This window comes from Paraburkholderia sp. GAS42, from assembly GCF_050436565.1.
Taxonomy (GTDB): Bacteria; Pseudomonadota; Gammaproteobacteria; order Burkholderiales; family Burkholderiaceae; genus Paraburkholderia.
In genome coordinates this window covers 112,716-136,031 of record NZ_JBNDML010000009.1, presented here as the reverse complement: position 1 = coordinate 136,031, position 23,316 = coordinate 112,716, and the positions used below count along the sequence as shown (strand labels likewise).

The following is a 23,316-nucleotide window of genomic DNA, read 5'->3' as shown; positions in this document are numbered from 1 at the left end:
AGGCGGCGTCAGGACTTCGGTCAGGATACTCATTTTGTGTGAAAGGCGCGCACGGGCCTACTTCGTCGTCAGGCTGCGCCCGCGCCCGATGCCTTGCGCGTACGCCGGGCGGTGGGTGCCGCATTGCCCGCATTTCCCACCTTCTGCGCCGCTTCTGCCGCTTCGAGCTGCCGCGTCGCCTCGCCGACGACATGGCGAAACTGCAGCAGCGCGCCAAGCGAAGCATCGGGCGGCTGCAGCGCCGACCACAACACGTCGATCAGACGATCAGCGGTGGCGTCGATATCGATCCGGCGATTGACCAGCGTGGCGTCCCAAAGCACATGTTCCATTGGCCCGAACACCATCGAGCGCAGCAACCTCAGCGGCACATCCTGCCGGATCTGCCCCGTTTCCTGCCCTTGCGCGAGCACTCGCATCAGCGGCGCCGTGTACCGACGCTGCAGGTCAACTAGCGCTTCACTGAGTTCGTGCTGACGTGCGCGGCCTTCCGACAGCACGAGCGAACACAGCCCCGTGCCGTTGACGAGCATCAGCCGCAGATGCATCCGCACGATGAACGCAAACTGCTGACGAACAGTGCCGTCGCGCGGCAGGCCGGATTCGATGGCATCGATGATCTCGTCATACCAGTCGCCGATCACGCGTGCGCACAGTTCACGCTTCCCGCGGAAATAGCTGAATACAGTAGCCTCGGAAATGCCGAGACGCTGCGCGATTTCAGACGTCGTCGCCCGCTCGTAACCTTTTTCAGAGAAGACGTCGCGCCCCGTCTGAAGGATTTCCTTCACACGCTGTTGCGACTTGCGCCCGGCCGGCTGGCGGCGCGACGGAGGCAGTTCGGCCTTCAGGGCGGCCATGATTTGAGTCCAGTTCAGTTTTGTGCGCTCAATGCGCCCGATGAAAACCATGTTAGCACGGCTACGAAGCCTTGAAGGGCGTATCGGAGATAACTGAGCCATACTCAAAAAAACTGTTGACGTATACGTAAATGTGGCGTGAAATTCGCCTTGAGCGGCTGAGCCTCATGGATCATGATGGGGGCGGCCTGACAGGATCGCTGAGCCTCGCTCAGAAAGCCGGCCCGCCCAGCAGGACGGCCGCCATAGAATTCCAGGAGACATCAATGACTAATCTGCCCGGTTTGCAATTTCCGCTTGGTGAAGAGATCGAGATGCTGCGGGACAGCATTTCAGGGTTTGCTGCCAAAGAAATCGCCCCTCGTGCCGCGGAAATAGACCGCACCGATCAATTCCCGATGGACCTGTGGCGCAAATTCGGCGACCTGGGCGTGCTTGGCATGACGGTTTCCGAAGAGTACGGCGGCGCAAACATGGGCTACACCGCGCACATGGTCGCGATGGAAGAGATCTCGCGTGCGTCGGCGTCAGTCGGTCTGTCATATGGCGCGCACTCCAACCTGTGCGTGAACCAGATCCACCGCAACGGCACCGAAGCGCAGAAGCAGAAATATCTGCCTAAGCTGGTGTCGGGCGAACACATCGGCGCGCTCGCGATGAGCGAACCTAATGCCGGCTCGGACGTGGTTAGCATGAAGCTGCGCGCCGAAAAGAAAGGCGACCGTTATGTGCTGAACGGCACCAAGATGTGGATCACGAACGGGCCGGACTGCGACACGCTCGTCGTCTACACAAAGACCGATATCGAAGCCGGCCCGCGCGGCATCACCGCGTTCATCGTCGAGAAAGGCATGAAGGGCTTTTCAGTCGCACAGAAGCTCGACAAGCTCGGCATGCGCGGTTCGCACACCGGAGAACTCGTGTTCGAAAACGTCGAAGTGCCTGAAGAAAACATTCTTGGCCAGCTGAACGGCGGCGTGAAAGTGCTCATGAGCGGGCTCGATTACGAGCGCGCGGTGCTGGCTGGCGGCCCGACGGGCATCATGGTCGCCGTCATGGATTCGGTCGTGCCGTATATCCACGACCGCAAGCAGTTCGGCCAGTCGATCGGCGAATTCCAGCTGATTCAGGGCAAGGTCGCGGATATGTACACCACGTTGCAGGCGTGTCGCGCGTATCTGTACGCGGTCGGCCGTCAGCTCGACACCATCGGAGGGGAGCATGTGCGCCAGGTGCGCAAGGATTGCGCGGGCGTGATTCTTTACACGGCCGAAAAGGCGACGTGGATGGCGGGTGAAGCGATCCAGATTCTGGGCGGCAATGGCTACATCAACGAGTACCCGGTGGGGCGTCTGTGGCGCGACGCCAAGCTGTATGAGATCGGCGCAGGCACGAGCGAAATCCGTCGCATGTTGATCGGCCGCGAACTGTTCGCGGAGACGATGTAAGTTGGACTACCCGGCGAAACGGAGAGCCACGCGATGCCGATCATTGAAACAAAGCTGAATCCACGCTCGGATGATTTCCGCGCAAACGCGGCCGCGCTCGAAGCGCTGGTTGCCGATCTGAAAACGAAGATCGAAAAACTGTCGCTGGGCGGTGGAGAAGCGGCGCGTGACAAGCACGTGTCGCGCGGCAAGCTGCTCCCGCGCGACCGCATCGCGCAACTGCTCGACCCAGGCACGCCGTTTCTCGAACTGTCGCAACTCGCGGCATTCGGTATGTACGGCAACGACGCGCCGGGCGCGGGCGTCATCACGGGCATTGGGCGCATTGCGGGTCAGGAATGCGTGATCGTTTGCAATGATGCGACCGTCAAGGGTGGCACTTACTACCCGATAACGGTGAAGAAGCACGTGCGTGCGCAGGAAATCGCTGCGGAAAACCGCTTGCCGTGTGTGTATCTCGTCGATTCGGGCGGCGCGAATCTGCCGAATCAGGACGACGTGTTTCCCGATCGTGATCACTTCGGTCGCATTTTCTACAACCAGGCGAACCTGTCGGCTGAAGGTATTCCGCAGATCGCGGTTGTGATGGGCTCGTGTACCGCCGGCGGCGCATACGTGCCCGCGATGAGCGACGAGTCGATCATCGTCAAGAACCAGGGCACCATTTTTCTCGGCGGCCCGCCGCTTGTGAAAGCCGCGACGGGTGAAGTGGTGAGCGCTGAAGATCTCGGCGGTGGCGACGTGCATACGCGTCTGTCAGGCGTCGTTGATCATCTCGCGCAGAACGACGCGCATGCGCTCGCAATTGCGCGCAGCATCGTTGGTAATCTGAATCGCACGAAGCAGGCGCCACTCGCGCTGCGCGAACCGAAGCCGCCGCGCCATGACGTCAAGAGCATATATGGCGTGATTCCCGTCGATACGCGCAAGCCGTTTGATATCCGCGAGGTGATCGCGCGTGTCGTCGACGATTCCGCGTTCGATGAATTCAAGGCCCGTTATGGCACGACGCTCGTCTGCGGTTTCGCTCATATCTGGGGTCACCCGGTCGGTATCATCGCGAACAACGGCATTCTCTTTTCCGAATCCGCCCTCAAGGGCGCGCACTTTATCGAACTGTGCTGTCAGCGCAAGATTCCGCTCGTGTTCCTGCAGAACATCACCGGCTTCATGGTGGGCCGCAAGTACGAGAACGAAGGCATTGCACGCAACGGCGCGAAGATGGTGACAGCCGTCGCGACCGCGAAGGTGCCGAAGTTCACGGTGATCATCGGCGGGTCGTTTGGCGCCGGTAACTACGGCATGTGTGGCCGTGCGTATTCGCCGCGTTTCCTGTGGATGTGGCCGAACGCGCGCATTTCGGTGATGGGCGGTGAGCAGGCTGCGTCGGTGCTGGCGACTGTCAAGCGTGATGGCATCGAAGGCAAGGGCGGCACGTGGACTGCGGAACAGGAAGAAGCATTCAAGCAGCCGATCCGCGATCAGTACGAGCATCAGGGGCATCCGTATTACGCGAGCGCGCGCCTCTGGGATGACGGCGTGATCGATCCGGCGCAGACGCGCGACGTATTGGGTCTGGGTTTGTCGGCGTCGATGAATGCGCCGATCGAAGACACGCGGTTCGGCGTGTTCAGAATGTGACGCACGCGAAGGAGTCCAGCATCATGCAATACGAAAACGTGGACGTCGCGTTTGCCGGTCAGATAGCGACCGTGACGCTGAATCGACCCGACGTACGCAACGCATTCAACGAGGCAATGATCGCTGAACTGACGGCCGCGTTCGAATCGCTGAACGAACGCGACGATGTGCGTGTCGTCGTGCTGGCCGCGAACGGCAAGGCGTTCTGCGCGGGCGCGGACCTGAACTGGATGAAGAAAATGGCCGGTTTCTCCGACGAGGAAAACCGCGCCGACGCGATGCGTCTTGCGAACATGCTGAGCGCGATCTACCGCTGCAACAAGCCTGTGATCGCGCGCGTGAATGGCGATGTGTACGCGGGTGGCATGGGGCTGGTTTCCGCCTGCGATATCGTGATATCCGTCGATACCGCGCGCTTCTGTCTGTCCGAAGCACGTCTGGGCCTGATTCCCGCGACGATCGCGCCGTACGTAATTCGCGCGCTCGGCGAGCAGGCCTCGCGCCGCTATTTCACCACGGCCGAGCAGTTCGATTGCGCGACTGCTTTGCGACTGGGTCTCGTCAGCGAAATGATCAACGCTGATCAACTCGATGCCACCGTACAGCAACTTGCCGAAACGTTGTCTGAAAACAGTCCACATGCTGTGCGCGAATGCAAACAGCTCGTGCAGGACGTAGCAGGCCGCACGCTCGACGCCGCGCTGATCGAGGACACCGCAGCGCGAATCGCGCGCGTGCGCGCGAGCGTGGAAGGTCGCGAAGGCGTCGCGTCGTTCCTTGAAAAACGCGCGCCCGCATGGCGTACCTGATGCGCCGCAAGTAACGCGGCGCGCATCCAACGACACCCAGCAGAAAGAACAGCCTGAGAGCGAGACACCTCATGTTCAACAAGATCCTGATTGCGAACCGGGGCGAGATTGCGTGCCGCGTCGCGGCCACGTGCAAGCGCCTTGGCATTGCGAGCGTCGCCGTGTATTCGGACGCGGACGCGCGTGCGAAGCACGTCGCCGCGTGCGATGAGGCGGTCCATATCGGCGGATCGACGGTGGCGGAGAGCTATCTGCGCATCGAACGCATCATCGAGGCCGCGCGTGCCACCGGTGCGCAGGCCGTGCATCCGGGCTACGGCTTCCTGTCGGAAAACGAGGATTTCGCGCATGCGTGCGAAAAGGCGGGCATTGTCTTTATCGGCCCGCCGGTCAGCGCGATTGCCGCGATGGGCTCGAAGGCGGCAGCCAAGGCGTTGATGCATTCGGCTGCAGTGCCGCTCGTGCCCGGCTACCACGGCGACGATCAGGACGCGACGTTGCTCCATCGTGAAGCGGACGCAATCGGCTATCCCGTGCTGCTGAAAGCGAGCGCGGGGGGCGGCGGAAAGGGCATGCGCGTGGTCGAGCGTAGCGAACATTTCGCGGCTGCGCTCGCTTCATGCAAGCGCGAAGCGGCAAGCAGCTTTGGCAACGATCGCGTGCTGATCGAAAAGTATCTGACGCGGCCGCGTCACGTCGAAGTGCAGGTGTTCGCGGACCGTCATGGCGGCGCGGTGTGGCTGTTCGATCGCGACTGCTCGGTGCAGCGTCGGCATCAGAAGGTGCTGGAAGAAGCGCCCGCGCCTGGCCTTGATACATCGTTGCGTATCGCGATGGGCGAAGCGGCTGTTGCAGCGGCACGCGCGGTGGAGTACGTGGGCGCGGGCACCGTCGAATTCATCATGACCGGGGACGCGTTCTACTTCATGGAAATGAATACGCGTCTGCAGGTCGAGCATCCGGTGACGGAGATGGTGACGGGTCTCGATCTCGTCGAGTGGCAGTTGCGTGTTGCCGCCGATGAACCGTTGCCGCTGACGCAGGACGAACTACGCGTCGACGGTCACGCGATCGAAGCGCGTATTTACGCTGAAAATCCAGCACGGGGCTTTCTGCCGTCGACGGGCACGCTCAAGCATCTGCGCATGCCGGAAGGCGTCGAATTTACACTGGGTGATGCGGGTGTGCGCGCGCCGGTGCGGATCGATAGTGGGGTGCGCGAGGGCGACACGATCACGCCGTTCTACGATCCGATGATCGCGAAGCTGATTGTGCACGGCGCGACACGCGACGAAGCGCTCGCAAGGATGAATCGTGCGCTGCGCGAATGCGAAGTCGTCGGGCCGCACACGAACGTGGAATTCCTGCAGCGGATCGTGACCAGCGAACCGTTTTCGTCGGCGGATCTCGATACGGGCCTGATCGAGCGCCATCATGATGCGCTCTTTGCGCCGATGCAAAAGCCCTCCAGGGAAGCGCTCGCGCTTGCGTGCGCCGCGTTGCTGACGCGCGAAGGCGGTACGGCGCATGGTGCTTCGCCATGGGACGCGCTATCGCACTGGCGACTGAATGGCGGCTATACGCAGGCGCTTTCATGGCGCGAGATCGATAGCGAAACGGCGATTGCCGTCACATTCGAGCGCGACGGCGCAACGCAAACGCTCGACTACGCGGGCCGTCGCGACAGCTTCACGTGGTGGAGCGGCGAAGACGCGCATGAGTTCGGTGCGACCATCGGCGATTCGCGCGTCACAGGCCGCGTATTTATCGATGACGATACGTTTCACGTTTTCTGCCGCGGGTCGGCGGTTGCGTTCGAATGGCAGAACCTGCTTGCGCATGCGGCGGACGCCGAGCACGGCGAAGGCAGACTCACCGCGCCGATGCCGGGCAAGGTGATCGCGGTGCTGGTCGAACCGGGAGCGGTAGTGGAAAAGGGGGCGCCGCTCATCGTGATGGAAGCAATGAAGATGGAGCACACGATCGGCGCGCCCGCAGCTGGAAAGGTCGCCGAAGTGTTGTACGCGGTCGGCGATCAGGTCGCCGATGGCGCCCAGTTGCTGGTGATGGAAGTGGGCTGACCTCGCACGCGCTTCAGGCGAGGTGTGGATAACCGAAGGACAGCGCCTCGCTCTCCAGTTGTTCGATGCGGGCGTAGTCCGCCAGCGACAGCGTCGAAAAGCCCTTTAAACGCAGGCGTTTTGCACGGATGGGATCGCTACGCCCGGCATGATCCAGTGCGCTGCGAAGCGCCTCCACCACGGGCACTGGCACATGCCCGCTGGCAATCAGCGGCAGTCCCGGCGACGCCTGTGTCCAGCCAATATCCCGCACCGCTTGCGCGAGCTGCGGCAGCGTATCCCGTACGAATGCCATTGTCACGCAATCGATCGCGGCAACATCAGCCCGATTTTCTGCGAGTGCCGTGAGTGAGCCGATATGCGAGCCGGTCTGAACCACGTCCGCAAAGAACGAGCCGTCGCGTGAAAGTGGCGCGATCGCGTGCCGCAGCGCATTCATCCCGCTGTTCGAATCATCCTGATTGAATGCGACGCGCAGGCCGCGCGATGCTTCAAGCGAGTGAACGGGCCCCTCTGCGCGCGTCACGATCACGCTCGAATAGTCCGCACCGACGCAACCCGGCGCATCGAAATGCGGTGTGGCAATCAACTGCACATGGTCGCGCAGGCCATGCATCAGCGGATAACCACATGTTTGCGAAATCAGGAGATCGGGGCGACGCCAGAATGCGTGCAGCGAATTATCGGGATCGACGATAAGTGCCTGCGGTGCCGCTTTACGCAGGACGTCGGCGAGAAACGCGCGCCAGTCAGCGGCCAGGGCGGGCGTCACGTTGTACATCGGAAGCGCTGTGATCCAGTTCATGTCGCAGATTCTGGCATATCAGCCGGCAAGCCGCGCGTTTTCATCGTTACTGACAGCGCCGATGGCATCGATCGGCAACGGCGTCGCGAAGACGGTGCGAGCCGGCACGCCGTCGGCAAACGGATGCACGACGTGCGCGACAGGTTTTGAAATCTCTTGCGAACCTGCTGGCCTGAATGTACAGCCTCACGCGTTAGCGCGTCCGCGCGGTCCGGTCTCGCGCATGAACATCGCAAGCACCATCGCGAGCACGATGCCACCGAGCAGCCACGAGCCGGCTGCGCGGAACACCAGCAGGCTCATTGCGCCGCCGTTCGCGAAGTGGGTGAGCAGCTTGCCGTACGCGGGCGCGAGCAACGCGCTGAACGCGAACACCATGAAATTGATCCCGCCGGTGGCGCTGCCCTTCACGTTGTCCGGATTGACTTCCTTGATCACTGTGTAAGGCAGCATTGCCGCGCCGGAGCCGATGCCAAGCAGCAGGCCGAGCACGTAAGGCGGCGCCACGCCGGCCGGCAGATAGAAAATGCCCGCGCCCGACGCAAGCATGAGCAGTGCGCCGGCGATCAACACCGGCTTGCGGCGGCCCAGACGGTCAGACAGGTAGCCTAACAGTGGGCAGCCGATCACCCAGCCGAGCGGCACCATGCTCGCGCGATTGACGGCCTCCGCATAGCTGACGTCGAGACCGTTGCGCAGGAACGGAATGCCCCAGATCATGTCGCCTACCGTAGTCGGCAAGAACAGCAGGCCGGCGCAGAAACCGCAAAGGTACGACTGCGGATTGGACAGCACTTCCTTGTACGGCGCGAACATCTTCATCCACGAGCCCTGGCTGGCTGGGCTGTCGTCATGGGCTGCCGGCGTCGCGATGAGCACCAGCACGGCGATCAAAAAGATGACGAGGCCGGACAACCACCAGAACTGCTGCCACGTGATGAGGCCGTGAATGAGCGGCGCAACGGCGAACTGACCCGCGGAGCCGCCCAGCATGCCGAAGCATTGAGTGAAACCGACCGCCGTCGCGAGAGAACGCGGGGGAAAGCCGTGCGTGGCGAGATACACCGCGCCGATGAACCCACACGCCGAACCCGCACCTTGCAGCAGGCGGCCGATCTGCGCGGCCTCCACGCTGCCCAGGCCGAACAGTGCCGCCCCGACGGCAACGAGAACGATGCCGGCCGGAATGACGGCCTTGCCGCCGAGCCGATCGAGCAACGCACCGCAAACGATCGAGAACAGCGCATAGGTGTAGTAGTACAGGCCAACGAGCGCGCCCACGCCCAGCGTATCGAGGGCGAACGCCGCACTCAACTCGGGAATCATCACGCCCGGCGCGGAACGCAGCATGTACTGCATGAAGTAGAACGCGGCACAGAAAAGCCAGGCGATGACGAAACCCATGTGTATGGGCTCGCGGTCTGATGGAATATTTACCGTGCTTACGACCTTGCTGGACATGGTTCGATTCCCTTTGAGTTGCCGATCTTCGGGACGGGTGACGTAACAAGTGAGGGGTTTGGATAACGGTCCCTGCACACTTACGGACTGCACTACCGGAACAGATTGACCTTCGCGAGATCGATGAGCTGCTGGCCTCGACCGTCCATGACGGCACGAAGCATAAACAGCCCAAAGTGATAAGTCTGGTCAGCGGTGGTCGCAGGAGGCATCACGAGCTCCTGGCGTGCACTCACTACGTCGACGAGAGCCGGACCCGGATGGGCGAATGCTTCGCGTAGGGCTCCTTCCAGCTCCGCAGGGTGCTCGACGCGCACGCCTTTGATTCCGATCGCATTGGCCATTGCGGCGAAGTTCGGATTTTTCAGGTCACATCCCGTATCAATGAACCCACTGGCCTTCATCTCCATTTCCACGAAACCCAGCGTTCCATTGTTAAGCACGACGACTTTGACCGGCAAACCTGTCTGAATCAGCGTGAGAAATTCACCCATCATCATGCTGAAGCCGCCGTCACCTGACATCGAGATCACCTGTCGGTCCCTGAAAGTCGCCTGCGCGCCAATCGAGTGCAACAGCGAGTTGGCCATCGAGCCGTGATTGAACGAACCAACCAGTCGTCGTTTGCCGTTCATCTTCAGATATCTGGCTGCCCATGCGACGGGGGTGCCGACGTCGCAGGAGAAGATGGCATCCTCGTCTGCGAGTTCGCTGACGAGCCGGGTTACGTACTGCGGATGGATGATGCTGCTGCCCGCTTCCGGCTCCGCCAGCGCATCCAGACTCTTGCGAGCCTTGCGATAGTCGTCGAGCGCGTGATTCAGGAAGCTGCTGTCCGCTTTCTCCTGAATCATTGGAAGAAGTTCATTGAGCGTATCCTTGACTGTTCCCAATACGCCGAGCTCTATCGGGCATCGATTGCCGAGCGCTTCCGCCCTTGTATCGACTTGCGCGATGGTCACCCCCTCAGGGTAGAACTGTCGATAAGGGAAGTCGGTACCCAACATCAGGAGCATGTCGCAACTCTTCATCGCGGCATAACCGGAGGCGAAACCGATGAGGCCCGTCATTCCCACATCGAACGGGTTATCGTATTCGATGTACTCCTTTCCTCGCAGCGAGTGCACGATTGGCGCTTGCAGCTTGCGGGCGAGTTCTACGACTTCCGCGTGGGAATCCTTGCAACCCGCCCCACAAAGCAACGTCACTCGCGACGACCGGTTCAAGAGACGTGCGAGTTCCGCGACGTCGTCGTTCGATGGGCGAATCACAGGAGCGGCAGGCGCGCTCCAGTTCGGCACAGGTTTTGCGAGAGACCCGAGTGCCACATTTCCAGGTACGACGACGACAGCGACGCCGTTACGCGCAACTGCCGTCCGGATGGCGCGGCCCAGAATTTGCGGTAGCTGGTCGGGACTGTGAACGAGTTCGACGTAGTGACTACATTCCTTGAACAGCACTTCGGGGTGCGTAGCCTGAAAATAGTCGGTGCCGATTTCCGTACTTGGGATATGCGCGGCGATCGCGAGAACAGGAACACCGCTGCGATGGCAGTCGAACAAGCCGTTGATCAGGTGCAGATTCCCCGGACCGCAGCTCCCACAGCAGACTGCGAGTTGCCCCGTGAGATGAGCCTCGGCGCCAGCGGCGAAAGCCGCGCTTTCCTCGTGCCGCATGTGAACCCATTCAATCGAACCATCCCGGCGCAGAGAATCCGTGAATCCATTAAGCGAATCCCCCGCCACACCGAACACACGCTTCACTCCCGCATTTACCAGTGCACCAACCATGTAGTCGGCAGCTATCGTTGCCATTTCATATCTCCATAGATTAGAAAATTACTACAAGCCGGATGCTTCCCTGAGAGACAAAAGAGACACATCCCGCGTGAGCGCGTCGTCCTTTGAGATGGGACGATGAAAACCTGAATGTTCTTGAGGATAGTTGGCGGGGCGAAGGACGGCTATTACATGAATCTGGAATCGGCCCAGCGGGGCTATTGGCGCTCGGCGCTTGTTGAGCAGAGATCAGGCACCTGGACGTGCCCCGGATTACATAAACATGCAATGTCTCGGCCGGGCACAACGGTATATGTTGTTTCTCCGGACGCTTGATCAAAGGGCGAGGCGTGACCATATCCAGGCTGACGTCGCGAGGTCTTCCAGTAGCCAGCCTTTCAACTGCTCGCGCCAGGCGTGACAGGGTATATCAGCGGGCCGGTGAGGCACGCAGGCATTTCTCTCATGGTTCGGCACGATCCGGCAGTACTTCGCGTTGTCCAGACATCATATGAACGCGGCGTGCAATCGTGCCGTACTCCAGGAATGCTTCGCCGTATCGCGTGGTTGGACTGTCACTACCGCAGCCGATAAAGTTGTCTAATAAGGGATGGCGCAGATCAATCGCCCGCATGTGCTTCGCCAACCACCTTGCCGCGAAAGATGTAGTACTGGTACAGGTTATAGCCGATCATCACGGGAAAGATCAGCCCGATACCGGCGAGCATGAACGCGAGTGTCCGAGAATCGGAAGCGGCCTCGATGATGCCCAGCTTGCCGGGCACGAAGTCCGGGAACAGGCTCACCGCTAGACCGACGAACGACACGATGAAGAGGGCCACCGCGCCGCGGAACGGACCGCGCGCCGCGCCAAGATAGAGCGATGTCATGATGAAGGCGAACGCAAGCGCTGCTGCGAGGCCGAGCGCGATCAGCACATGCATGACGCCCGGCTGCGACCAGCGTTCGAGGCCGACGCCACCGAAGAACCGGGTCGCAGCCGTCAGCAGCACTGCGGCGACAACCGTCAGGACCGCGCTCAGCAACGCTATGCGCCGCGCCCATTGCTCAATCATGCCGACAGTTTTTGCCACCAGATACGTCGCGCCCAGCAACGCATAGCCCGCGACGACGCCGATCGCTGCCACGACGATGAACGCCCTGTTCAACTCGCCCGGCACGAAACCCGTGATGACCTTGCCGAGCACGACGCCCTGCGCGAGCGCCGCGATCAGGCTGCCAAAGCCGAACACCTTGTCCCACAGCGGACCGTGCTCGACGCTATGACGGAATTCGATCGTGGCTCCGCGCATGATGAGCCCGGCGATCAGCGCCATGATGGGCAGATAGAGGTCCTGCATCAGCTGTGCGTACGCGATGGGAAATGCACCAAACAGCCCGCCGCCAAGCACGACCAGCCATGTTTCGTTGGCGTCCCATACATGCCCGATTGACTGGACCATGACGTCGCGATCCGTGCGCCGCGAGCGCAGCAGACTGAGAATGCCGATGCCGAGATCGAAGCCGTCTGCGACAACGTAGAACACCAGCATCAGGCCGAGCAGGCCAAACCAGATATAGGCCAGCAGCGAATGGGCAGAGCTATCCATGAGGCAACCTCGTGAGCTGGGTAAGCGGCATCAATAGCCGGAAGTGGGGGGCGGGGTGGTCGTGGCGGAAGCGCCGCGTGCGGTGACGTTGGCGGGCGGCACACTGGTCAGATCGGGGCCTTTGCGCAGCCAGCGGCGCGCGAGGACGAAGAACGTGACGAGCAGCACGACATAGAACGCGAAGAACATCGCCATGCTGAGCGAGACTGACGTCGCGGCCACGCTCGATACCGCCTGATTCGTGCGCAGCAGCCCATAGACCACCCACGGCTGACGTCCCACTTCGCGGACGATCCATCCCGCCTCGACGGCGACATAAGGCAGCGGTATGCACAGCACCCAGGCAAGCAACAGCTTGCGTTGCGCAAGCAGCGCATATAGGCTGCCGCGCGTCTTGCGCAACGCGTACGCCGTCCAGAACGCGAGCAACATGAAAGCGAAGCCGATCCCCGCCATCACGCGGAAGGCGTAGTAGAGGAGCGGAATCATCGGCGGCTGGTCTTCGGGCTTGAAGTCGGTGAGACCCTTTACGTGACCGTGCAGCGAGTGCGTGCCGAGGACGCTCAGCATGCCGGGGATTTCCAGCGACCAGTCGTTGCGCTGCGCCTTCTGATCTGGCCATGCGAGCAGCGACCACGATGCGCCCGTGCCCGGCGGGTTGGTGTGCCAGTGGCCTTCGATTGCCGCGCCCTTCGCGGGCTGCGATTCGAACACGCTCACGCCGCTCGAATCGCCGAGCCAGATCTGTAGCGGCGCAACAAAGACGAGCAAGGTGAGCGCGATCTTGAATGAACGCGCGAAGAACTCGGGCTGGCGCTTGCGAAAGAGGCTCCATGCCGAGATGCCTGCGATCACGAACATGCCTGTTTCGATTGCCGCGACCCACATGTGCGACACGCCCCACACCATGTCGGGGTTGAAGATCGCGGCGACATAGTCGGTCACCTCGATCTTGCCGTTGACGACGGCATAGCCCGCCGGCGTCTGCATCCACGAATTGGCGACCATGATCCAGAAAGCCGAGATGCTCGAACCGAGCGCGACCATCGCCGTCGCAAACAGATGGACGCCGCGCGGCACGCGTCCCCAGCCGAGCAGCATGACACCGACGAACCCCGCTTCGAGCATGAAGGCCATCGCGCCTTCGAAGCCGAGAATATTGCCGATGAACTGGCCGCTGTACTGCGAGAAGCCCGCCCAGTTGGTGCCGAACTGAAACTCCATCGGAATGCCGCTGACCACGCCGACCGCGAAGTTCAGCGCCAGCAGCTTGCTCCAGAAACGCGCGTGCCGGTAGTACATCACGTCGCCTGTCTTGATCCACAGCGCTTCGATCAGCAGGAGGAACGCGGAGAGGCTGATCGTCAGGATCGGCCAGAGGATGTGAAAGACTGCCGTCATCGCGAACTGCGCGCGCGACAGGTCGAGAACATGATCAGGCATGGTGGGGCTCCTCGCGTTGCAGGGCGACTGCACGCGTCGCGGAATCCGGGCCCACGGCGGCGGCACGCACCACTTTCACCGGCAAAGATTTGTATGACGGCGTGCGGCTATTCGGGTCGAACGCGTAGAGCGGCACGAGAGGATTCGCTTCGGGGTAGTACGCGCCGCAACAGCCGTCGGGCAGCGAATACTCGACCACCTTGAAGCTGCGGATGATGCGCTCGATGCCATCCGTCGAAAGCGCGACGATATCGACGCGCTCGCCCGGATGCAGTCCGCGCTTTTCCAGTTCGCGCTGGTTCATGAACACGACGTCGCGTTGTCCGAACACGCCGCGATAGCGGTCCGAGTGCGAATAGAGCGTGGTGTTGTACTGATCGTGGCTGCGCATCGTCGTGAGGCAGAGCGCTTCGGGGTCGTTGTGCCAGGGGTTCTCGTCGAGCCCCTTGAAGAGGAGGAAATTGGCACGGCCCGTCGGCGTGGCCCACACGCGTTCGCGCGCCGTCGATGCGAGATGAAAGCCGCCCGGCACGCGGATGCGCTCGTTGAACGCCTGGAAGATGGGGAACACGATTTCGATCGCATCGCGGATACGGTCGTAGTTCGCGACCATGTGTTCCCAGGGCACGCGGGATTTTTTGCCGAGCGTCGCGCGCGCGATGCCCGCGACGATGGCCGGTTCGCTGAGCAGATGCGGCGAAGCGGGTTCGTTGCGGCCTGCGGACGCGTGCACCATCGACATCGAATCTTCGACGGTGATCGATTGCGGACCCTCCGCCTGAATGTCGATCTCCGTGCGGCCGAGGCATGGCAGGATCAGCGCATCCTTGCCGTGCACGAGATGGCTGCGGTTGAGTTTCGTCGCAATGTGCACTGTCAGGTCGAGCTTGCGGATCGCCGCCTGCACACGGAACCAGTCGGGAATCGCCGCTGCGAAATTGCCGCCCAGCGCGATGAAAACCTTTGCGTCGCCACGCATCATCGAGTCGATCGTTGCAATCACATCGTGGCCGTGGCCTTCCGGCGCGCGGAACCCGAAGGCGCGCTCGATCCCTTCGATCAGCTGCGCCGACGGTTTTTCCGTGATGCCGACCGTGCGGTTGCCCTGCACGTTCGAATGTCCGCGCACGGGGCAAATGCCGGCGCCCAGTCGCCCAACGTTGCCGCGCAGCAGCGCCAGGTTCGCGATCTGCTGCACGTTCTCCGTGCCGCGATGATGCTGCGTAATGCCCATTCCGTAGACGAGGATCGCGTTCTTCGCCTGCATGTAGATCTGTGCCGCGTTCTCGATGTCGGCGCGCGGGAGACCCGAGTGCCGCTCGATGGCGTCCCACGATGTCGCGCGCAGGTCGTCCAGCAGCGCTTCGACGCCCTGCGTGTGGCCCTGAATGAATTCAATGTCGAGGATGCGTGGCACGTCGGCGGCAAGCGCGGCGTCGTCGGCTTCGACGATGGCCTTCATCATTCCCTTGAGCACCGCGACGTCGCCGCCGACACGTACCTGGTACAGGAAGGTGCTGATGGGGGTATAACCAAGCGTCGCCATTTCGATCGGATTCTGCGGCGAAGCGAACCGTTCCAGCGCGCGTTCGCGAAACGGATTGAGCGACACGATCTTCGCGCCGCGCCGCGAGGCCGAATGAAGGTCGCTCATCATCCGTGGACTGTTGGTGCCGGGGTTTTGTCCGAAGATGAAGATCGCGTCGGCGTGCTCGAAGTCTTCGAGCAGGACCGTGCCTTTGCCGACGCCGATCGATTGCGGCAGGCCGACGCTCGTTGCTTCGTGGCACATGTTCGAGCAGTCGGGGAAATTGTTGCTGCCGAATTCACGGACAAAAAGTTGATAGAGGAACGCGGCTTCGTTCGACGCGCGGCCCGACGTGTAGAAATCGGCCTGATCGGGATGATCTAGCGCATTCAGGTGGCGGCCCACGAGCGCGAATGCATCTTCCCAGCTGATGGGCAGATAGCGATCTGATGCGCGGTCATAGACCATCGGATGCGTGAGGCGTCCGACCATTTCGAGGTCGTAGTCATCCCATGCGGTGAGTTCGGACACGCTATGCGCGGCGAAGAACTCCGGCGTACAGCGGTTCGCCGTCGCTTCCCACGCGACTGCCTTTGCGCCGTTCTCGCAGAACTCGAACGACGACGTGTGCTTCGGGTCGGGCCACGCGCAGCCAGGACAGTCGAAGCCTTCCGGCTGATTCATATGCAATAGTGTCGTCGCGCCGGAAACCGCGATGCCTTGAAGCGCGAGCGCTTCGCCTGTTGCCTTGAGCGCGCCCCAACCGCCTGCAGGGTCGCTGTAGACGCGGATTACTTTCCTTTTGCCCATGTCTGTTTTCCTGTGGCAGTTCAAAAAAGCCCGAGGGGCCTTACTTTCACGGCGAACTGTTACGCGCAAATTGCACAAGGCCGGCCGGTTCGATAGCGTCACCCGATTACCCGTCGTTTGCGCTGTCGTCGGTGTTTTCCACCGACTGCGGATTGCATTCGACGGCCAACCTATTTCGCGTCGACGCGTGCCTGCTCCATCCCGACTGGCCTGCGGAGCTCGTATGTCTGGAATAGCTGCGAACACAAGGCTGCCAGTGCAGCCAGATTCACGGCCTGATGTGGATACTCAACCTCGCCCGCGTTGAGTACGTCGTCCAGTACTGGAGCAAGACGACGCAGTTGCCGGAAAGTAGTCGCGTCGAGTTTCATCTCGGCATACTCCTGTGATCAGTCCGTGCAGATCAAAGCCAGTGCATGGATGAATTCGGACGGTTGCGTTTCGCTAGCCCGCGGTCACGTCGAGGTCCGCAGTGCAATCACCAAGCCGTAGTGACTGAACTGAACGTTTCGTTGTGCCATGTTATTGATAATAGTTGTCGGGGCAAAGGACGGCTATTACATGAATCTGGAATCAGCCCAGCGAGGCTATCGGCGCTCGACACTTGTTCAACAACGAGGCCAGGCACCTGGACGTGCCTCCGATTACATAAACATGCAATGTCTCGATCGAGCGCAACGTTATATGTTGTTTCCGTGGACGCTTGCCTCACCGATGCAACGTCGACTGAACTCATCCACTAACCGGACGCTGGCACAGTTGCCTTCATGAAACCGTGCGGGTCCCTCGCATTCTCGCAAAATGGAGCTATTCATGGCCTATGAACTGTTGACGCCCGACACATGCGCACTCGCGCTTATCGACCACCAGCCGCAGATGTTCTTCGGCACGCACTCGCACGAGCGCTCGACCATCCTGCACAACGTCCAGATTCTCGCGAAGAGCGCGAAGCTCTTCAAGGTGCCGACCGTTCTGACGACGGTCGCCGCCGATTCTTTTAGCGGCCATCTGCTGCCGGAAGTTCAGTCGGTGTTTCCGGAGACGAAACCGATCGATCGCACGTCGATGAACTCGTGGGAAGACAAGGGCTTTCGCGATGCGATCAAGGCCACGGGCCGCAAGAAGATCGTGATCGCCGGTCTGTGGACGGAAGTGTGCGTCGCTTTCCCGACCGTGCAGATGCTGGCCGAAGGCTTCGAGATCTACGTGCCGACGGATGCCTGCGGTGACATCACCGAAGAAGCCCATGAGCGTGCCGTGCAGCGCGTCGTCCAGGCAGGCGCCGTGCCGATGACGTCGGTGCAGTTCATGTGCGAACTGCAACGCGACTGGGCGCGCGGCGAAACGTACGACGGCGCCATGGATATCTTCAAGGCGCACACCTCGTATGGCATTGGCGTGCGCTATGCGAAGCAGATTCTCGGCGAACACGCGAGCGAGGCGGGCTGATCGGGGCTGATCGCCCCAAGCATTCCCACACCATGCTTTCACGCGCGACGCCGCTGTCGTCGCGCGTGAGATGCGCCTGACCACGACCAGGGAGAGCGACGATGACCGCGTCTATTCGGCCCACCCGCATTGCGGACATAGTGATCTATAGCGGCAAGATCGCGACGCAGAACGACAAGCGTTCGTTCGTGACTGCGCTCGCTGTCGCGAAAGGCGTGATCGTCGCGAGCGGCAACGATCACGACATGATGCAATGGGCGAACGAGTCCACCCGTCGCATCGATTTGAGGGGGCGCACCGTCGTTCCGGGCCTCAACGATTCGCATCTTCACGTCATTCGCGGCGGTTTGAATTTCAATCTCGAACTGCGCTGGGATGGCGTGCCGTCGCTGCGCGATGCACTCGAGATGCTGCGTGCGCAGGTCGCGCGCACGCCTGCGCCGCAATGGGTGCGCGTCGTCGGCGGATGGAACGAATTCCAGTTCGCGGAGAAGCGAGGGCCGACGCTTGAAGAGATCAACGCGATCGCGCCGGATACGCCTGTCTTTATCCTGCACCTCTACGACAGCGCACTGCTCAACGCCGCGGCGCTGCGCGCTGTCGGCTATGACCGCGAAACGCCGAATCCGCCGGGCGGCGAGATTCAGCGCGATCGGCGTGGAAATCCGACGGGCATGCTGATCGCGCGTCCGAATGCGGGCCTGCTGTACGCGACGCTCGCAAAAGGACCGAAGCTGCCGTTCGACGACCAGTTGAATTCGTCACGCCAGTTCATGCGCGAACTGAACCGGCTCGGCGTGACGAGCGCTATCGATGCGGGCGGCGGCTATCAGGCGTATCCCGACGACTACGCGGTCATCATGGAGCTCGCAAAGCGCAACGAACTGACAGTGCGTATCGCCTACAACCTGTTTACGCAGAACGCGAAGAAGGAAATCGAAGACTTCGCGAAGTGGGTCAAGCTCACAAAGCCCGGCGACGGCGACGATTTCCTGAAGATGAACGGCGCGGGCGAAATGCTCGTGTTCTCCGCCGCCGACTTCGAAGATTTTCTGGAGCCGCGTCCCGACCTGCCGGGCGCAATGGAGAGCGAACTGGAAGCTGTCGTGCGACTGCTGGTGCAAAACCGCTGGCCGTTCAGATTGCACGCAACCTACGACGAGTCGATCGAGCGCTTTCTCAACGTATTCGAGCGCGTCAATCAGGGCACACCTTTCGACGGCCTGCGCTGGTTCTTCGACCACTGCGAAACCATTTCTGCGCGCAATATCGAACGCATTGCCGCGCTGGGCGGCGGCATCGCCGTCCAGCACCGGATGGCGTATCAGGGCGAATACTTCATCGCCCGCTATGGCGCCGAGGCCATCGCGCACACGCCGCCTGTTCGGCAGATGCTCGCGGCAGGGCTGCCCGTCGGCGCGGGGACGGACGCGAAGCGCGTCGCGAGCTTCAATCCGTTCGTTTCGCTGTACTGGCTCGTTTCGGGACGCACGGTGGGCGGCACGCCGATGTACGCGGCGCAGGACCGTCTGGATCGCATGGAGGCGCTGCGCCGATATACGGTGGGCAGCGCATGGTTCTCGAACGACGAGACGAAGAAGGGCGCGCTTGTGCCTGGCCAGCTTGCCGATTTCGCGGTGCTTAGCGACGACTATTTCACGATCGACGAAGGCGCCATCAAGCATCTGACTTCGGTGCTGACGGTGGTCAACGGCCGCGTCGTCTACGCTGCCGACGAGTTCGAAAGGTTCGGCCCGCCCGCGCTGCCCGTCAGCCCGACGTGGTCGCCCGTCGCGGAGTACGGCGGCTATGCGCGCTATCGTCCCACGGCGTCGCTGCAGCAGTCGTGCAACGACGCGTGTGTGAACCTGTGTGGCGTGCATCGTCATGCGCATGCGTGGGCGTGGCGCAGCAACGTGCCCGCCAGCGACGCGAATACGTTCTGGGGCGCGCTCGGTTGCAGCTGCTTCGCGTTCTAGGCGCAAGCAGGCAATGAACCGCCTTTCCGCCCCCGCCGCCGCGCTGCTGTTCCTGCGCGTCGCAGCGAGCGTGCTCGTGCTGCTCGTGCATGGACGCATGCGTCCGGGCTACGGCAGGCCTGAACTGCGCATGAGGAGTGAGCCATGCCATATCTGATTTCACTGGGCGCGGGCCTCGTGGTCGGCCTGCTGTATTACTTCGTGCGCGTGCAATCGCCCGCGCCGCCGCTGATCGCGCTCGCGGGGCTGCTTGGCATCGTCATCGGCGAGCATGCGATTCCGCTCGTGCAGGCGCAGATACGCCCGCCCGTTGCGCAAACTCAAAACGCGCCGCCCGTCGCCAGCGGCAAGCCGACCTCGTCATGCAGCAGCGACCAGTAGGCGCAGATGCGCGGCTCGCGGCGCACCCGCTCGATCACGTCCCGGGCGAGGACACGTGGCTGGCCTTGACAGCGGGCTATGTCGATACGTTCGGCTTCGTTGCGCTGTTCGGTCTCCTCACCGCGCACGTGACGGGCAACTTCATTCTCATCGGCTCGGAGCTCGCGAACGCCGGGCATGGCCTGCTGATCAAGTGGCTCGCGTTTCCCGCATTCATCGCGGGAATCGTGTTCGCTCGCGTGCTCGACAACAGGCTGCCTCATCGCGGACATGGCGCGCGCGCATGCGCGTTATATATGCTGCAGGCGGCGCTGCTGGCGGGCTACATGGCTGTGGGCGAGCTGGCTGTGCCTGTCACCGATGCCGACGCGCCGATGACCATCGCCTGCGGCCTGCTCGGCGCAGCAGCGATGGGCGTGCAAAACGCGCATGGGCGTTTGACGGCGCGCTCTGTCGTCGCGAACACGGTGATGACGGGCAACGTCACGCAGGCCGTGATCGACGCATTTGATCTGCTGTTCTCATCCGGCGACCTGGAAGCGCGGCGCGCGGCGCGCGGCGCGCAGCCGGTTGTTGCGCACGCTGCCGCCCATCGCCGGTTTTGCAATGGGCGCGTGTGCAGGCGCGGCGGGATATCTGCTCGCGTCATTCTGGGCGCTGCTGCTGCCGCTCGCCACGTTATGCCTGCTCGCTGTGCTGGCGCGCAAGACGGGCACGCCGCAAGTCGGAATCTGATTGCATCGCGCGAAGCTGCGGCATCCATCACCCGCAAGGAGTGTTTTTATGAGTACCGTCAAGATGTATCGATTGTTACGGGCCGCCGTCGTGTCGATCGCGGCGCTCGGCGTGGCGCTGGCCGGCTCGCCGGCTTTCGCCGATGCCGAGCATCAGAACGCGGGCAAGAGCGTGCCCGTCGTGTCGGTCGGTCCGCAGTACGACACGACGCATGTGTATGTCTCGAGCCAGGACATCGACGCGTTCGTCGACAGCATTGTTGCGACGTTCGGCGGCAAGGCTTCGCAGCGCGCGGTCTTCACGGTCACGCCGACGCCGGGCAAGACGGCTTCGCAATACGTGCAGACGCCTGTCGGCATGTTGTCGGTGTTCGCGTTCCAGACGCCGATACCGTATCCGTTCGGCAACGAGCGCACGGGCTATCTCGTGACCGATATGGACAAGGCCGTGCGTGCCGCACGCGCAGCGGGTGCGGACGTGATCGTCGATACGTTCGACGATCCGATCGGGAAGGATGCGATCATCCAGTGGCCCGGCGGCCTGAACATGCAACTGTACTGGCATACGAAGGCGCCTTCGTATGCTCCGCTCGAGACGGTGCCCGACAATCGCGTCTATGTGTCCGGGCAATCCGCGGATAACTTGATCAGACGCTTCCTGCGCTTCTCGCACGGCAAGGTCGTCTCCGACAACCGCCATGCGGACGGCAGCGAAATCGGCCGGCCCGGCGAGACGATCCGGCGCGTGCGCATCGCGTCCGGCTTCGGCAACATGCTCGTGTTCGTGACGGACGGCAAGCTGCCTTATCCGTTCGGCCGCGAGATGACCGGTTATCAGGTTGCCGATCTCGAGGCGACGCTTGCGAAGGCGCAGGGCACCGGCGTGAAGCTGCTGGCGGCGCCGAACCGTACGGTCGAAGGGCGCACGGCGATGGTCGAGTTTCCCGGCGGCTATGTCGCCGAGATTCACGAACTGAGCAAATGACGATGCGTCCATCGGTAAGACGCAAGATGTCGACCGCGGCCACGTTCGCCGCGCTGGCGGTGTGCGGTTTGACAGACGGCGCGACCGCGTTCGCCGCCGATAACACGGCGGATGCGGGCGCGGCCGCTGCGCCTCAATGCACCGCGAAGCGGCCGTCGGCGTTGTCGTTCAACCGCTGGCAGGAAGACTGGTCGGTTCTGGCGAATCCGTGCGTGCCGCGTAAGCCGTTCGATGCGCTCAAGTACATCCCACTCGGCAGCGATCCGTCAGCGTATCTGTCGCTCGGCGCGGACCTGCGCGAGCGCTTCGAACTGAACAACACGCCGCTCTTCGGGCTTGGCAGCGCGCGGCCCGACAGCTACGTGATCCAGCGCGCCGAAGTGCATGCCGATGCCCGCATCGGTCAGCATGTGCAGGCGTTTTTTCAACTCGAGGATGCGCGGCCCTTCGGCAAGGATTCCGTTTCGCCCGTCGACAAGAATCCCCTCGATATCGAGCAGGCGTTCGTCGCGTTCGTCTATGGGGTGGGCGGCGGCACGCTCAAGGCGCGCGTCGGCCGCCAGGAGATGGCTTTCGACTTGCAGCGGTTCGTCTCGGTGCGCGACGGGCCGAACGTCCGTCAGGCGTTCGATGCGCTGTGGGCCGACTATGAAATCGACAAGTGGCGCTTCATCGGCTATATGACGCAACCCGTGCAGAACCGCGACGTCACGGCCTTCGACGATGTGTCGAACCGGCATCTCACGTTCAGCGGCGTGCGCGTCGAACGCGCGAACACGGGGCCGGGCGATCTGTCCGCGTACTGGTCGCGCTACGACCGCGACAACGCGCGCTTTCTCGATGCGGCAGGCACCGAGCATCGCGATGTATTCGACGTGCGTTACGCGGGCAAGGTCGCGCCGTTCGACTGGGACGCGGAAACGATGGTGCAGACGGGGCGCGTCGGCAAGAGCACGATTGGCGCGTGGGCGTTCGGGCTGCTGGGCGGCTATACGTTCGCATCGGTGGCGGGCTCGCCGCGTGTTGGCTTGCAGGTGGATGGCGCATCGGGCGACCGGCATCCCGGCGATGGACGTGTCGAAACGTTCAATCCGCTGTTTCCCAACGGCTACTACTTCACGCTGGCGGGATACACCGGCTACAGCAACCTGATTCACGTGAAGCCGTCGATCACGTTCAAGGTGTCGCCGAAGGTCACGTTACTGACGGCGCTCGGTCTCCAGTGGCGCGCGACGGCAGCCGATGCGATCTACGGCCAGGGGATGGCTGTGGTGCCCGGCACGGCAGGGAAGGGAACGCGTTGGACGGGGATGTATGCGCAGATTCGGGCCGACTGGCTCGTCAGCTCGAACGTGGCGCTCGCGCTGGAAGCGGTGCATTTCGAAGTCGGCGATTCGATTCGCGCACTAGGGGCGCACAATGCGGATTATGTGGGCGTCGAAGCGAAGTTCGGATGGTGACTGTGTATTCGATCGGCTCACGTTTTGCGGACGATGCGCTGCACTGCGCGCCCA

19 protein-coding genes and 1 pseudogene are annotated in these 23,316 nt (G+C 62.2%); 12 read left to right on the top strand and 8 right to left on the bottom strand.

Annotated features, from left to right (window positions below):
- Positions 1-68: 68 nt before the first annotated feature.
- Entirely contained in the window at positions 69-863 is a 795-nt protein-coding gene (locus P3T16_RS15560; RefSeq protein ID WP_429343018.1) for a TetR/AcrR family transcriptional regulator, read from the bottom strand.
- A 263-nt stretch (positions 864-1,126) separates the two neighbouring features.
- Between P3T16_RS15560 and P3T16_RS15555 the strand changes: the two genes are divergently transcribed.
- The 4 genes from P3T16_RS15555 (at position 1,127) to P3T16_RS15540 (ending at position 6,839) form a co-directional block, all read left to right on the top strand.
- On the top strand, positions 1,127-2,308 hold the full coding sequence (locus P3T16_RS15555; RefSeq protein ID WP_429342947.1) for an isovaleryl-CoA dehydrogenase: 1,182 nt from the start codon (positions 1,127-1,129) through the stop codon (positions 2,306-2,308).
- Positions 2,309-2,341: 33 nt separating this feature from the next.
- Entirely contained in the window at positions 2,342-3,949 is a 1,608-nt protein-coding gene (locus tag P3T16_RS15550; protein WP_429255856.1) for a carboxyl transferase domain-containing protein, read from the top strand.
- A 23-nt stretch (positions 3,950-3,972) separates the two neighbouring features.
- Positions 3,973-4,758 (top strand): enoyl-CoA hydratase/isomerase family protein, encoded by a 786-nt coding sequence (locus tag P3T16_RS15545; RefSeq protein ID WP_429342946.1) that lies wholly within the window; start codon positions 3,973-3,975, stop codon positions 4,756-4,758.
- A gap of 71 nt (positions 4,759-4,829) precedes the next feature.
- Entirely contained in the window at positions 4,830-6,839 is a 2,010-nt protein-coding gene (locus P3T16_RS15540) for an acetyl/propionyl/methylcrotonyl-CoA carboxylase subunit alpha (RefSeq protein ID WP_429342945.1), read from the top strand.
- A 13-nt stretch (positions 6,840-6,852) separates the two neighbouring features.
- Here the strand turns inward: P3T16_RS15540 and P3T16_RS15535 are convergent, their stop codons facing one another.
- The 7 genes from P3T16_RS15535 to P3T16_RS15505 all read right to left on the bottom strand — a co-directional run bounded on the left by P3T16_RS15535 (position 6,853) and on the right by P3T16_RS15505 (position 16,645).
- Positions 6,853-7,644 (bottom strand): phosphate/phosphite/phosphonate ABC transporter substrate-binding protein, encoded by a 792-nt coding sequence (locus P3T16_RS15535; protein ID WP_429342944.1) that lies wholly within the window; start codon positions 7,642-7,644, stop codon positions 6,853-6,855.
- Positions 7,645-7,830: 186 nt separating this feature from the next.
- Positions 7,831-9,105, bottom strand: coding sequence for an MFS transporter (locus P3T16_RS15530; protein WP_429342943.1), 1,275 nt, complete (start codon positions 9,103-9,105; stop codon positions 7,831-7,833).
- A 92-nt stretch (positions 9,106-9,197) separates the two neighbouring features.
- Positions 9,198-10,919 (bottom strand): ubiquinone-dependent pyruvate dehydrogenase, encoded by a 1,722-nt coding sequence (gene poxB, locus P3T16_RS15525; protein ID WP_429342942.1) that lies wholly within the window; start codon positions 10,917-10,919, stop codon positions 9,198-9,200.
- A gap of 584 nt (positions 10,920-11,503) precedes the next feature.
- Positions 11,504-12,493 carry a cytochrome d ubiquinol oxidase subunit II gene (locus P3T16_RS15520; RefSeq protein WP_429342941.1) on the bottom strand — a complete coding sequence of 330 codons (990 nt, stop codon included), beginning with the start codon at positions 12,491-12,493 and terminating at the stop codon, positions 11,504-11,506.
- A 30-nt stretch (positions 12,494-12,523) separates the two neighbouring features.
- A complete protein-coding gene (locus P3T16_RS15515) occupies positions 12,524-13,936 on the bottom strand; it encodes a cytochrome ubiquinol oxidase subunit I (RefSeq protein ID WP_429342940.1) in 1,413 nt (470 codons plus the stop codon).
- Entirely contained in the window at positions 13,929-16,274 is a 2,346-nt protein-coding gene (locus P3T16_RS15510) for an FdhF/YdeP family oxidoreductase (protein ID WP_429342939.1), read from the bottom strand. Before P3T16_RS15510 ends, P3T16_RS15515 begins: the two co-directional genes overlap by 8 nt.
- A 170-nt stretch (positions 16,275-16,444) precedes the next feature.
- On the bottom strand, positions 16,445-16,645 hold the full coding sequence (locus tag P3T16_RS15505; protein WP_429342938.1) for a hypothetical protein: 201 nt from the start codon (positions 16,643-16,645) through the stop codon (positions 16,445-16,447).
- 442 nt (positions 16,646-17,087) lie between these two features.
- Here P3T16_RS15505 and P3T16_RS15500 point away from each other — a divergent pair, with 442 nt between their 5' ends.
- From P3T16_RS15500 to P3T16_RS15465, 8 genes and pseudogenes are all read left to right on the top strand, one after another.
- Entirely contained in the window at positions 17,088-17,723 is a 636-nt protein-coding gene (locus P3T16_RS15500) for a hydrolase (RefSeq protein ID WP_429255846.1), read from the top strand.
- A gap of 101 nt (positions 17,724-17,824) precedes the next feature.
- Positions 17,825-19,702, top strand: a complete 1,878-nt coding sequence (locus tag P3T16_RS15495) for an amidohydrolase (RefSeq protein ID WP_429342937.1) — start codon at positions 17,825-17,827, stop codon at positions 19,700-19,702.
- 13 nt (positions 19,703-19,715) lie between these two features.
- A complete protein-coding gene (locus P3T16_RS15490) occupies positions 19,716-19,859 on the top strand; it encodes a hypothetical protein (protein ID WP_429255844.1) in 144 nt (47 codons plus the stop codon).
- A complete protein-coding gene (locus P3T16_RS15485; RefSeq protein ID WP_429255843.1) occupies positions 19,847-20,083 on the top strand; it encodes a DUF1427 family protein in 237 nt (78 codons plus the stop codon). The genes P3T16_RS15490 and P3T16_RS15485 overlap by 13 nt, the downstream gene beginning before the upstream one ends.
- Positions 20,065-20,694, top strand: a pseudogene (locus P3T16_RS15480) (YoaK family protein); the annotation flags it as partial. The gene P3T16_RS15485 and the pseudogene P3T16_RS15480, both read left to right, overlap by 19 nt.
- Positions 20,591-20,818 (top strand): hypothetical protein, encoded by a 228-nt coding sequence (locus P3T16_RS15475; protein ID WP_429342936.1) that lies wholly within the window; start codon positions 20,591-20,593, stop codon positions 20,816-20,818. The pseudogene P3T16_RS15480 and the gene P3T16_RS15475, both read left to right, overlap by 104 nt.
- Positions 20,819-20,866: 48 nt before the next feature.
- Positions 20,867-21,802 (top strand): glyoxalase, encoded by a 936-nt coding sequence (locus tag P3T16_RS15470; protein ID WP_429255841.1) that lies wholly within the window; start codon positions 20,867-20,869, stop codon positions 21,800-21,802.
- Positions 21,799-23,262 carry an alginate export family protein gene (locus P3T16_RS15465; protein ID WP_429342935.1) on the top strand — a complete coding sequence of 488 codons (1,464 nt, stop codon included), beginning with the start codon at positions 21,799-21,801 and terminating at the stop codon, positions 23,260-23,262. The genes P3T16_RS15470 and P3T16_RS15465 overlap by 4 nt, the downstream gene beginning before the upstream one ends.
- The last annotated feature ends 54 nt before the right edge of the window (positions 23,263-23,316 follow it).